At 65.5% G+C, this 12,124-nt stretch carries 12 protein-coding genes; 6 read left to right on the top strand and 6 right to left on the bottom strand.

Features of this window, described 5'->3' with window-relative positions:
• Nucleotides 1-18 precede the first annotated feature (18 nt).
• Entirely contained in the window at nt 19-381 is a 363-nt protein-coding gene (locus AU188_RS04075) for a Zn-ribbon domain-containing OB-fold protein (protein WP_059162441.1), read from the top strand.
• Nucleotides 382-399: 18 nt separating this feature from the next.
• Here the strand turns inward: AU188_RS04075 and AU188_RS04070 are convergent, their stop codons facing one another.
• The 4 genes from AU188_RS04070 to AU188_RS04060 all read right to left on the bottom strand — a co-directional run bounded on the left by AU188_RS04070 (nt 400) and on the right by AU188_RS04060 (nt 4,863).
• The gene (locus AU188_RS04070; RefSeq protein WP_082686476.1) at nt 400-1,197 is read right to left on the bottom strand and encodes a SigB/SigF/SigG family RNA polymerase sigma factor; all 798 of its coding nucleotides are present in this window, start codon (nt 1,195-1,197) and stop codon (nt 400-402) included.
• A 148-nt stretch (nt 1,198-1,345) separates the two neighbouring features.
• A complete protein-coding gene (locus AU188_RS25205; protein WP_156426570.1) occupies nt 1,346-1,516 on the bottom strand; it encodes a hypothetical protein in 171 nt (56 codons plus the stop codon).
• An 85-nt stretch (nt 1,517-1,601) separates the two neighbouring features.
• Nucleotides 1,602-3,809: an MMPL family transporter gene (locus AU188_RS04065; protein WP_059162439.1), complete on the bottom strand. Its 2,208-nt coding sequence runs from the start codon at nt 3,807-3,809 to the stop codon at nt 1,602-1,604.
• A 136-nt stretch (nt 3,810-3,945) separates the two neighbouring features.
• Nucleotides 3,946-4,863 (bottom strand): LysR family transcriptional regulator, encoded by a 918-nt coding sequence (locus AU188_RS04060; protein WP_059162438.1) that lies wholly within the window; start codon nt 4,861-4,863, stop codon nt 3,946-3,948.
• A gap of 130 nt (nt 4,864-4,993) precedes the next feature.
• On the opposite strand from AU188_RS04060, the gene AU188_RS04055 reads away from it, so the two are divergent.
• From AU188_RS04055 to AU188_RS04035, 5 genes are read left to right on the top strand one after another with little or no spacing between them, the layout of a single operon-like run.
• Complete coding sequence (locus AU188_RS04055; RefSeq protein ID WP_059162437.1) at nt 4,994-6,283, top strand: aromatic ring-hydroxylating oxygenase subunit alpha; 1,290 nt, start codon at nt 4,994-4,996, stop codon at nt 6,281-6,283.
• Entirely contained in the window at nt 6,280-6,603 is a 324-nt protein-coding gene (locus tag AU188_RS04050) for a hypothetical protein (protein ID WP_059162436.1), read from the top strand. The genes AU188_RS04055 and AU188_RS04050 overlap by 4 nt, the downstream gene beginning before the upstream one ends.
• A 6-nt stretch (nt 6,604-6,609) precedes the next feature.
• On the top strand, nt 6,610-7,440 hold the full coding sequence (locus AU188_RS04045) for a TauD/TfdA dioxygenase family protein (protein ID WP_059162435.1): 831 nt from the start codon (nt 6,610-6,612) through the stop codon (nt 7,438-7,440).
• Nucleotides 7,437-8,297 carry an LLM class F420-dependent oxidoreductase gene (locus AU188_RS04040; protein WP_059162434.1) on the top strand — a complete coding sequence of 287 codons (861 nt, stop codon included), beginning with the start codon at nt 7,437-7,439 and terminating at the stop codon, nt 8,295-8,297. Before AU188_RS04045 ends, AU188_RS04040 begins: the two co-directional genes overlap by 4 nt.
• A gap of 2 nt (nt 8,298-8,299) precedes the next feature.
• The gene (locus AU188_RS04035; RefSeq protein WP_059162433.1) at nt 8,300-8,899 is read left to right on the top strand and encodes a carboxymuconolactone decarboxylase family protein; all 600 of its coding nucleotides are present in this window, start codon (nt 8,300-8,302) and stop codon (nt 8,897-8,899) included.
• Here AU188_RS04035 and AU188_RS04030 read toward each other — a convergent pair.
• Both AU188_RS04030 and AU188_RS04025 read right to left on the bottom strand, forming a co-directional pair.
• Nucleotides 8,896-9,615 carry a TVP38/TMEM64 family protein gene (locus AU188_RS04030; protein ID WP_059162432.1) on the bottom strand — a complete coding sequence of 240 codons (720 nt, stop codon included), beginning with the start codon at nt 9,613-9,615 and terminating at the stop codon, nt 8,896-8,898. The two genes, AU188_RS04035 and AU188_RS04030, sit on opposite strands and share 4 nt — an antisense overlap.
• 109 nt (nt 9,616-9,724) lie before the next feature.
• The gene (locus tag AU188_RS04025) at nt 9,725-11,500 is read right to left on the bottom strand and encodes a DUF1214 domain-containing protein (RefSeq protein WP_353612107.1); all 1,776 of its coding nucleotides are present in this window, start codon (nt 11,498-11,500) and stop codon (nt 9,725-9,727) included.
• Nucleotides 11,501-12,124 lie beyond the last annotated feature (624 nt).

The following is a 12,124-nucleotide window of genomic DNA, read 5'->3' as shown; positions in this document are numbered from 1 at the left end:
AGACTGTACTTTTCAACCATGCCTGATGAGGCGCGTCCCGGCGGGCAACTGCTGATCACTCGATGCGAGACCTGCGAGCGATGGGTGTCGCCGCCGGCCTCGGACTGCCCCGACTGCGGGGCAGAGGTCGTCGCGCGTCCGGTGTCGGGCTGCGGCACGGTGTTCACCTATACCGTCAACCACCAGCCATTCAATCCCGCCATCCCCGTGCCCTATGTCATCGCGATCGTGGAACTCGACGAGCAGCCTGATCTGCGCATCGCGACGAACATCGTGGACTGCCAACCGGATTCGATCCGCGTCGGCCTTCCGGTCGAGGTGCGGTTCGAAAACCGCCTTGATGGCGAAGGTTTCGCTCCCGTGTTCGCTCCGCGGGAGTGAGTTGGCTGTGCCGGCGGCTTACGCGCCCCGCTTGAGGTGAGGCACCGCCGCGGTCTCACCAACCTGCTCGCGAAGTCGGCGAAGCGCCTGCGCGAGCAGTCGCGAGACGTGCATTTGTGAGTAACCCATTCGTTCGGCGATCTGGGTCTGCGTCATGCTCTCGAAGAACCGCAGGACCAACACCTGCTTCTCGCGCTCGGGTAACGCGGCGATCAGCGGCCGTACGGTCTCGAGGTCGACCACCTTGTCGATGTTGGGATCGATGTCGCCCAGGGTGTCACCGACCGAGCGGTACTCATCGTCGGCCGAGGTCTGAATGTCGGTCGACAAGGTCGAGTAGTTGCTGCTGGCGATCGTCGCTTCCATCACCGCTTCGCGTTCGATACCGAGATGCCCGGCGACTTCCGACGGGGTCGGCGCGCGCCCGATCTGCTGTGACAGCTCGGCTCGCACCTTGACCAGTTGCCCCTGCAGATCCTTGAGCCGCCGCGGCACCTTCACCGCCCAGCCGTAGTCACGGAAGTGGCGACGCACCTCGCCCATGATGGTCGGGATCGCGAATGACAGGAAATCGGCGCCGTTCTCGGGATCGAAACGGTTGACTGCATTCACCAACCCGACGCGCGCCGCCTGCACCAAGTCGTCGATCGGCTCGCCGCGGTTGCGGTATCGGCGTGCGACGTGGTCGGCAAGGGGCAGAGTCCGTTCGACAATCGCCTCTCGTTGACGCCGGTAGGCGACGGATTCCTGGTCGAGCGCCTTGAGGCGGCGAAACATGCCCGTCACGTCCGCGTATTCGGATCTCGGCTCTGACACCACACAGGCTCCTTACTTGCGGCCCTGCCTTACCGGTCACTGGGCTCGGATCTGAACCTGCGGTTGAAGCGGTTTACCCGTTCGGGCGGCGTGCCGAAACATCGCCGACGGGCCCTCGGCGGGTCCGCGCGCCGTCAAGCTGCGGGTCTCACCGCTTGCTCGGCGCCGTGACAGGCATCGCGTGCCGGCCGTACGGACGCTGTTGACGTCCCAGCCGAACGGGCGCGCTGACCAGCGGGCTGTCCCAGATCGCACCCGTAAACACCGCGGCACCCAGGGCCGTCAGCCCAGCCATCGCGATCAACGTGTCGGCATCCATGGCCTCAGGCATACCCACCGGCAGCCGATTAGCAACGCCGATCGCCGAATCGTGCTCCCGGCCATCACCGGCACCGGTACGGAAGCTACGCGCCGCGCCTCGCACCGCCGGCGGCCGTAGCCTGCTGCTTTTCGCTCTCCAGCGCGGTGCCCTCGATGTCCACGTCCGGCACGTACTTCTCGAACCACCGGGAGTGGGACCACATCCTGCGGCCCACGATGCTCATGATCGCCGGGATCAGGGTGAGCCGGACGACGAAGGCATCGAGAAATACGCCGACGGCCAAGGTCAGCCCTACGGACTTGATGATCGGATCGCCGCCGGCAAGGAACGCGATGAACACGCCGAACATGATCAAGGCGGCCGCGGTGACCACCCGCGCCGAAAGGCCGACTCCGTTGCGCACCGCATCGAGCGCGTCGTCGGTTCGGCTGAGCTCCTCTTTCATTCGGGAAACCACGAACACCTGATAGTCGCTGGACAGTCCAAAGATGATCGCCAACACGATGATCGGAAGGAAGCTGATCGTTTCGCCGGGCGTGATGCCCAAAAGGTCTGCACCCCAACCCCATTGAAACACCGCGACCTGAACGCCCAAAGCGGCGAACACCGAGAGCAGGAATCCCACAATCGATGTGATCGGCACTAGGGCGGCCCGGAAGGCGACCGTCAGCAACACGAACGCCAATCCGACGACAACCAGGAGGAACATCGGCAGAGCGGCGGCCAACTTGTCGGAGGTGTCGATGTTTGACGCCGTCGTGCCACCGACGAGAATCGTTGCGCCGGTTTCGCCTTCGATCGCCGATCGGTCAGCCCGGATGCGCTTGACCAAGTCGGCGGTGGCGGGGTGGTTGGGGCCCGTCGTCGGGATGACCTGGATGATGGCGGTGCCATTCTGGCTCACTCCCGGGGCCGCTTGGACCACGCCTTCTTCGCGGCGCAGATTAGCGGCGATGGTGTCGACCGCGCGGGGATCACGCGCCGAAGAAAGGTCGGCGACGACCAAGAGCGGGCCGTTGAATCCGGGTCCCAGGTGCTGCGCGGTCAGGTCGTAGGCCCTGCGCGAGGTGTTCGACTCGGGTTGCGCGGACCCGCTGGGCAGACCGAGGTGCATACCGAGGGTGGGCAGGCCGATGAGGATCAGCGCCGCAGTGCCGACCACCAGCAGCGGCTTGCGGAACGCGACGACGAACCGGCCCCAGCGGGCGCCCATGGTGCGGTGCGGGGTGAAGGCCGCGACCTGTGCGACCTCCTTGGCACGGCCGGGTTGTAGCGGCGTCTTGATGAAGCTGGCGATCCGCCTGCCCGCGAAGCCCAGCAGCGCCGGCAGCAGCGTGATCGCGATCAGCAGGGCGATCAGTACCGAGGCGGCGGCAGCTAGGCCCATGTAGGTGAGGAACGGGATGCCGACGATCGACAGCCCGCACAGCGCGATGATCACCGTGAGCGCTGCGAACACCACGGCACCGCCTGCCGTGCCGACCGCCAGCGCAACCGATTCCTCCATCGGCTTGAGCAGCAGCAGGTTGTTGCGATAGCGGTTCAAGATGAACAGCGCATAGTCGATACCGCAGGACAAGCCCAGCATCAATGCGAGTGAGAAAGCGGCGGTTGGCATTTCGACCAGTGCCGCGGCAGCGAATATGCCGACCGCTCCGATCCCCACTCCGACGCACGCGGTGATGATCGGAAGTCCGGCGGTGACGACTGCACCGAAGGTGACCAGAAGGATGAAGAAGGCGACGACGATTCCGATGATCTCCGGTAGCTCGGAGATCTCGACCTTGTAGCCCGGGTACACGCTGCCCGAGTACTCGACCTGCACGCCCGCGGATTGCGCGGGCTCCATGGCCGCTTGCACGGCGCTGAGCGCGGCGTCGTCGACCTCTCCCGGCGGCGCCTTCCACTGCAGCGTGCCCAACCCGACGTTCGCGTCGGGAGACATCAGGTGCGTCTGGGCGGGGCCCGCCGCGACCGCGACGTCGGGGATCGCCTGCAAGTTCTGCAGGGAGCGATCGATGGCGCCGGCGATCGCCGGGTCGGTCAGCCTGCCGTCGCCCGGTGTCGCGAACGTGATCTGGGTCTGGGCTCCGCTGAACGCGGGCAGCTTCTGCTGAAGTTGTTCCACTGCCCGCTGAGACTCGGTGCCCGGAATGCTGAAGTCGTCACTGGGCTCGCCGCGCAGGCCGAGCCCCGCCGCGACACCGACGAGTACCGCGAGCCACACGCCCAGCACCAGCCACCGCCGACGGAAACTGAAGGCGCCAATCGCATACAAGTACTTCGACATCCAGTCTCCATTGCTGGTCGGTGCAAAAATCGGAGGACGTATTCCCCCTCCGGTCCCGGTTATGCACACGACCGGCGAACTATGACGTGCAGCCCTCATCGTCTCGTCAGCGGAGATGCTTGCGGGGGCGGTGACGTCACGTTCGCGCGATGTTCTCGACGATGATTTCGCAGGCGGTCTCGTAGAACGCGCTGATGAGCGTCGAAAAAGACAACTCGAAGGGGTAGATCATGTGCACGTCGAGCGGATCGAGGTGCCAGTCGGGAAGCACCGGCACGATGCTGCCGTCGCGCAACTCGTTGGTGCAGATGATCTGGGTGGGCATCGCACCGACGCCGAGCCCCTGCAAGATGTACTGCTTGCACACTTGAAAGTTGTTTGCACGCGCGCGGACTGGTGGTGTCAGTTCGCATCGACCACGGTGTCCGGTGACCGCAAGTCGGCGGGGTCCGCCGAATCCGAAGTCGATGAACGGAAGAGTGTTCAACTGCGCCGGATCGGTGACAGGTGCGGACAGTGCCGCGACGAATTGCGGTGACGCGCAGAGGAACAGCTCGAGGCTGAACACCTTGCGGGCGATCAGCGTGGAGTCCTGCAGCGGGCCGGTGCCGAACACCACGTCGAACCCGTCCCGGATCGGGTCGACCATGCTGTCGACCAACCGGATATCCAACCGCGAGTTCGGATAGTGCTGCAGAAACGCCGCACCGACCCGCGACGCGTAATCGATGCCGACGAAGATCGGGATCGCCACCCGCAGCTCCCCGCGGGGTTCCTGTCGGCTGCCCTCCACAAGCGCGCGGACACCGTTGGCTTCGGCCAGGATGTTGACCGCGTGGCCGTACACCTTCTCGCCGAGATCGGTGACGGTGAGCTGATGGGTGTTCTTGCGCAGCAGCTTGATGCCGAGGTCGGACTCCAACTTGGCCAGCTTGCGGCTCACCGTCGACTTCGGCATGCCGAGCAGTGCCGCGGCCTTCGACAGGCTTCGGTTCTCCACGACCTTGCCGAAGATCAGCAGGGCATCCACGTCGAACGGCAGGTTCTGCTCCACTGCGTTCACGCATCCTCTCGATCGCCCGTGTTCCAAATATGCAACAGGGTGTTGCGTGAACGGGTCTGTTTTGGCCATTCCGGCGGCGGTACCTTCGGCCTACCGTCCACAGCCCGACGGAGGAGAGCCGGTGAGCCACGACAGCCTGGTGACGAAGCCCGCGAGCGGACACTGGACCGACGCCTACCCCGAACTCGGTCGCGGCCCGGTGTCGCTCGAGGACTGCGTTTCGGCGGACTTCTACGAAAAGGAACGTGAACACGTCTTTCGCAAGACGTGGCTCTACGTCGGGCGGGTGGAGCGGGTGCCCAAGTCCGGCAGCTACTTCACCCGCGAGCTGATGTTCCTGAACACTTCGGTGATCGTCGTGCGCGGCAAGGATGACGTGATCAGGGCGTTCCACAACATCTGTCCGCACCGGGGAAATAAGATGTTGTGGGAGGACGACCCCTTCGAGGAGGTCGAGGGCCGCGCGCCGCTGCTGTACTGCCGCTTCCACGGCTGGCGCTACAAGTTGGACGGCTCGCTACACTCGGCGACCCGCAAGGACCTGCTGCTCGACTTCGACGCCGACAGTTGCCGTGTGCCCGCCATCCAGTGCGAGGTTTGGGAGGGCTTCATCTTCATCAACCTCAACCCAGACAACACCGAACCGCTTCGCTCGTTCCTCGGTGAGTTGGCGCACGGAATCGAGGGGTATCCGTTCGCCGGACCTCACCAGGTCTACAAATTCAAGGTCGAATTGCAGTGCAACTGGAAGATTTTCGTCGACGGCTTCGCTGAGAGCTACCACGGCCCGTATCTGCACGCGTCTTCGTTCGGTGCGCTCACCGCGGAGGCCAGAGAGGCGTTCGACCAACCCAATCCGTTCACCGACGCCTTGGCGTACCGGCTCAAGGGTCCGCATCGGATGTTCTCGTTCTCCGGTGAGCCGTCGCGAAAGACGCCGTACTCCAAGCCGATCGAATGTCTGATGGAAGCCAGCGCGGCCGGCCCGTGGAACAAGCGCGCCGACCGCGGACCGCTTCCGGCCGGGCTGAACCCGACACGATCGGAGAAGTACGGATTCGATTCGTTCCAGTTCTTTCCGAACTTCGTGCTGATCTTCGGGGCGTCCGGCTTTACCGTCCACACGCACTGGCCGACTGGGCCGCACTCGCACATCTTCGAGACCGAGATGTACTACCAACCGCCGAAGACGCATAAGGAGCGGCTCGGCCAGGAGCTGACGGTCACGTTCCTCAACGACATCATCCTCGAAGACGCCAGCCCGTCCGAAGGCCTGCAGGCCATGTTGAACAGCGGCGTGCTCACCCACTTCACGATGAACGACGAGGAGATCCTGTTGCGCCATCTGCACAAGGTGGTCGCCGACTACGTGCAAACCGGCGTGGCCGAGGACATGGCGGCGAAGCGATGAATGCAGTTCTCCCACCGGAGTTCTCGCACCTCGAACACCTGGTGCCCGAGTGGGCAATCGAGGACGGCCACGAGCGCTATGTGAAGCGTGTCAACAGTTCCATGGAACAGATCCGCGCCTTCTATGACGAGATCTTTCCGTACGGCGAGGAAGCACTGGCCTACATCGACAAGTTCGACTACTCCGAGCCGCTGCCCGAGGACGTCGCGAACCTTCGCAACCTGCTTTATTCGCTGATCACCGTCTCGCTCGCGGTCGAGTTGTGGAACCAACCGCGAGTCAAGCATTCGGCCAACACCATCCTGACCAGAGTAAGCTGAGCCGCCGTGAGCCTGACCTCCGCACGACTGGACATCGTCGACGTGACGCCGAGGATCGGCAGCGAGATCAGAACCGACCTCGACACACTACTGAGCGGCCGCGAGGCCGAAAACATCCGCGCCACATTGGAACAACGCGGTGTGGTGTTCTTCCGGGGTCTACACATCGGCGACGTACAGCAGGTCGCGATCGCCAGAACGCTGGGCACCGTCGTCGGCAACGAGGGCGAGGACGGGATCTACAAGATCTCGCTCGACGAGAACGTCAATCAGCGCGCGAAATACCTCAAGGGCTCGTTGTTCTGGCACTTCGACGGATCACTGCAGCCCTATCCGAACCTGGCGACGCTGCTGCGGGCGGTGCAACTCTCGGACACCGGCGGCGAAACGGAGTTCTGCAACACCTACGCCGCCTACGACGATCTGCCGCAGTCCGACAAGGATCTCATCGCCGGCCTTCGCGTGGTCCACAGCGCCGAGCGGTCGCAGTACTACGTGACGCCCGAGATGAGCTACGAAGAGATCGCCTTCTGGCAGAAGTCTCCGACCAAGGCGTGTCCGATCGTGTGGACACATCAGTCCGGACGCAAGTCCCTTCTGCTCGGGGCGACCGCCGACTACGTGGTCGGGATGTCGGCCGAAGAGAGCCGGGCACTCCTTGCGCGGCTGCGTGATTGGGCGACACAACCACAGTATGTGTACCGGCACGAGTGGCAGGTCGGCGATCTGCTCATCTGGGACAACACCGGGACCATGCATCGTGCGCTGCCTTATGCCGTCGACAGCGGCCGCCTCATGCACCGGACGATCCTGGCGGGCGAAGAGCCGCTGGATTGAAACTCGGCATCGCGACACCCGTCGTCACCAATGTCGCCGGTGCGGCACTCACGTGGGAGAAGGACGCCACGGTCGCCGACATCGGCCGGGTGGCCGAAGCGGCGGACAGGCTCGGCTACCACCACCTGACCTGCAGCGAGCACATCGGCATTCCGGCGTCCGAGGCCGGGCGACGCGGCGCGCGGTACTGGGACCCGCTGGCCACGCTCGGCTACGTGGCGGCCCGAACCGAACGCATCCGGCTGGTCACCATGACGCTCGTGTTGGGGTACCACCATCCGCTGGCGATCGTAAAGCGTTACGGCACACTCGATCACGTCAGCGGCGGCCGCGTCACTCTCGGCGTGGGGGTCGGCTCGCTCAAGGAGGAGTTCGACCTTCTCGGTGCTGCGTTCGACGACCGCGGCCCGCGGGCCGACGATGCGCTCAAAGCGTTGCGGGCGGCTTTGTCGAGCAACGAGCCGTCCTACGAAGGTGAGTATTACTCGTTCGGCGGCCTCATCGTCGACCCGTGCGCGCTGCAGCCGCACATGCCGATCTGGGTCGGTGGCCGGACCAGACGCTCGCTGCGACGCGCACTCACGCTCGCCGACGGGTGGTGTCCATTCGGCATCCCGGTCGCCACCGCGGGTGAATGGCTGCGTGCGCGCGAGGTGCCGTCCGGATTCGAGGTCGTGCTGCCCGCCGACCACCCGCTCGACCCGGTCGGCGAACCCGACTCGACCAGGGACACGTTGCGTGCGATGGCGGCCGCCGGCACGACTGTGGTGTCCGCGCGGTTCGTCCATCGCTCGGTCGAGCACTACCTCGAGCAGATCCACGCGCTCGCTGAACTACACCATGAAGACGAAGGGTGACCATGGCCGAAGATTCCGACTATCCGCTCCTGACGCCGCTGACGGCCAAGGAGTGGGGTGACGACGAGTACGCCGCCGTCGGCGCGCTGATGGGGATACCGGGCGAGGACGTACCGCGGGCCGGCTCGGGAGATGCCAGGGACCCGCTGAACTTCGACATCATCGGAGTCCTGGCGCGCCACCCGAAGATGGCGCGGAAGTTCCTCGGCTACAACGCGTTCCTGCTACAGCAGGGTGAACTACCGCTGCGCCTGCGGGAACTCGCAGTGCTGCGCCTGGCCTACGTCCGGCGCTCGTCGTTCTTCTGGGGCGAGCACGTGAAGATCGCCAAAGCCGGCGGCCTGTCGGACACCGACATCTCCCGGCTCACTCGGGGCAACACCGAGTTCGACAGTGCCGACCGGCTGGTCCTCGAGGTGACCGACGAACTGCTCGCCCGAGGCCGAGCGACGCCCACGACGTGGCGGCGCATGGTCGACGAACTCGGCACCCACCAGGCGATGGAGCTGATCTTCGTCGTCGGCACCTACGCGATGCTGGCGATGGCGTGCGATACCTGGCAGCTCACCGCACCGCCCGGCAGCGCGGCACTACCCGACTAGGCACCGTCCGCTTCCGGCGCCGGTTCGCTGTCGTCGGGCTGTGCCCGCCGCCGCCAGCTCCGCACGCCCCGGTGGGCGGCGAACGCACCGACGACGGCGGTCACACACCAGACGGCGATCGCCACGTATGCCAGCGGTGAGGACAGGTCCGAGATCGACGCGCCCAGCGCGGTGTACACGAACGCCCGCGGCACAGAACCGATGAATGCCCCGACGGCCATCTGCCACAAGGGAACTCCGAATGCGCCGAATGCGTAAGAGGCGAGCGCATCGGAGATGCCCGGCACGAAGCGCTGCCCGACGACGGCCCACAGTCCCCGCCGTGCGATGAGATCGTCGAGCCGGGTGGCCCGGTCGTCGCCGAGAAGCGCACGTGCGCTGTCGCGTCCGGCGCGCCTGCCGAGGAGGCTGGTGACGACCGCGGTGCCGACCGTGGCGCCCAGTGTGACGAAGGTGCCCAGCACCGGACCGAACAGCACTCCGCTGGCGGCGGCCAGTATCGGGCCCGGCACGAACACCGCACCCAGCAGTGCCGAGATCACGACGTACGCGAGCGGTGCCACCGGGCCGGTGGCCGCGACCGTGCGGCGGACGTGGTCGACGTCGACGACACCGGTGACGGCAACCAAATAGAACAACCCCAGCAGGAAGGCTGCGAACAGCGCCAGTCGGAGGATGTGCCGCCAACGCGTGGCGGGCCCGTCGCTGATCGTCATGTCGAGGCAATCTTGCCGTATCGGATCAAGGGCACGCGTCCGCGAGTGAGAAGCCACGGCCGTGCTGACGGTGAATCAGGAGCCGTGGCTGCTATTTCAGCGGTCGGGGTTACGGCTGTGGGTAGGGGGCCCAGCGCTTGTTGAAACCGGCCTTACGCAGGGCAAGCTGATCTCTGCGCTGCGTCTCGGTGACGAATGCGTCGGCCGGGAGAAAGCCGGGCAGAGCATCGTGCGACATCACCCCATGGTTGACGATGGAAGGCGCGTCGTCGCCCAAGTCTTGGAAGCGGATCGCAAGTGTGCCCTGATTCAGCCCCGACGTGGACACCCAATTGGCCGCTCCCGGATCGGTCGGCGAGATCACGATTGTGTAGGTGCCGTTTGCGTTGCGCACGGCCTGCTCGTTGTTCAAGCTCGCGGGCTCGTTCCAGTAGTCATCCGTGATCGTCCAGACGTTGTACGTGGGGACGATGAAGTAACCGGCGTCGCCGGGGTCGATGGTCAGCACCAACGCTTCGTCGTCGGCGAGTTGGAAGTGGCCGTTGCTCTGCAGCTGGTTGGCCAGGAACTCCGCGTTGCTGGCGGGCTGACTGACCTCGTTGACCGGCCGTGGTTCGCCGGTGGCGGGATCGTTGGTTGCCAGCGCCATGTACTTGGCTTGCTCGGATGCGCCGCGTACCGCGAGGATCACCGCGGCGAACACGCCGCGCAGCTGCGGCGGCATATAGGGCAGTGGAGGCACGATCGAGACCAGCGCCGTGAGCAGCGGGTTGCCGCTGACGAACTGGCCGAGAAACGCGAACCCGCCGATTTGAGCGAACAAGCTGTCGGGCGGCCCGGCCACCCGTTCGATCGACAGGCTCGGCGGCTCTTCGGAGTTCCAGTTGCCCAACGTATCTCGCGCCGCGATGATCGTCGACGACGAAGTGAGTTGCAGGTGGTTCTTTCGCCCGTTCGCCGGTTGGGTGCTCACGGTGATCGTGAACGTGCCGTCCGGGTTGATCTCCATGTCGTCGGCGGTCAGGATCGACGACGTGGTCCCGGCGAGGCCTTCCAGGACGCTGAACGTGGTGTCGGCGGGCCTGCCCGCTGCGGTCATGTTGTTGAAGCGGCCGGTGATCACGTATTCCGACGCACCGTTGACGCCCATGAAGCGGTAGACGGTGTCGGGGTTGTCGTAGAGGATGCGCGATCCCCCGACGGCCTGTCCGAACCACATGTGCGGTGGGGCGACCTGCGTGACGACCTTCGGGTTCATCGAGTCGAGCAACTGCTGCTGGAACGCCGCGGCCATCGCGTACTCGTCGACGGCACCGTCCAGCGCTGCCATGTTCTCCGCGTCGATGCCGTTGGGGTAGAGCTGCTGTGCTGCCGACAGAAACTGTTGGCGCAGAACGAGCTTCATGATTGCGACCGGCAGGGTGTTGACGGTCTGCGCAGCGATGCGCTCTGCCTCCAGCTGCTCTGGCGTGGCCAGCGGGCTGACCGCTTCGGTGTCGACATCCTCGGCCACCAGAGCGGCCACTGGGGCGCCCGCCACGGAGGTGAACGGAGCCACCAGGCGGCCGATCTCGCGGCGCGCAAAGCCCAGCATCGCCCACAGCATGGGCGGCTGCGCCGGTGTCGTCGGGCCGTTGGCGGCCTGGGGACCGAAGCCGAGCGCGGAGAGCAGGGTGCCGGCCAGGGTTTGCACACCCGTGGTGACCGTTGCGGTGGTGGGCGTCGGCGGCGGACTGGCCAGCGGCAGGGTGGAGGTCTTGGCCAGAGCCGCAGTGCCGGTGGGTTCGTCCGGTGGCGTTTCGGATTCGGCGGTGACTGTGGTGCGGTTCTCTTCGGTGACGGTGTCGTGGGCCGTCGCGTCGATCACCCGCAGGGTGCGCTGCACCGGACGTGGTTGAGTGTCGCCCTCGAATTCTGTGTCCTGCTTGCTATCGCGCCTTTGGTCGTCGCGTAGGCCCGATGTCTGCGGCGTGGATTTCCGTGGCGTGTCGTCGCTGTGGGGCTCCTCCGCGACTGCGTCTGCGTCTGCATCTTCGTCGGTGTCGCCGGTGTCGCCGGTGTCGCCAGTGGCGTCTGTGTTCTCCGTGCCGGTCCGGTCTTGCTCCGATTCGTCCGCGTCGTCTGCACCAACGCCGTCCGACTTCTCGACAGGACCTTTGTCGTCTGCCGAGTCATCATCGTCTGGGTCGGCGTCGGCGGCAGTATCCCTCGATGCGGTCGTTGTCCCCTTGGTTGTCGTCGAGCGCTTGTCATCGTGATCAGTCGCGTCCGTTGCACCTGCAGAACCCGACGCACCCGTCGCGCCCGTCGCTCCTGGCGAGCCCGACGCACCTGACGACCCCGACGCCCCTGACGAGCCCGACGCACCTGACGAGGTGTCCGACGAACTGGAGGCGCCGTCATCCGCGGCGGCGAGGCCGGGGCTGTTCGCGATGGCGGCGCCGATACCCAGCGCGACTGCCAGCGCGCCAATCCTCCCGATGTACCGGCCGTATGTGTTCGGCGTCGT

This window comes from Mycobacterium sp. IS-3022 (genome assembly GCF_001500065.1).
GTDB lineage: Bacteria > Actinomycetota > Actinomycetes > Mycobacteriales > Mycobacteriaceae > Mycobacterium.
The sequence above is the reverse complement of the archived record's forward strand: the minus strand, read 5'-3'. Positions and strand labels throughout refer to the sequence as shown.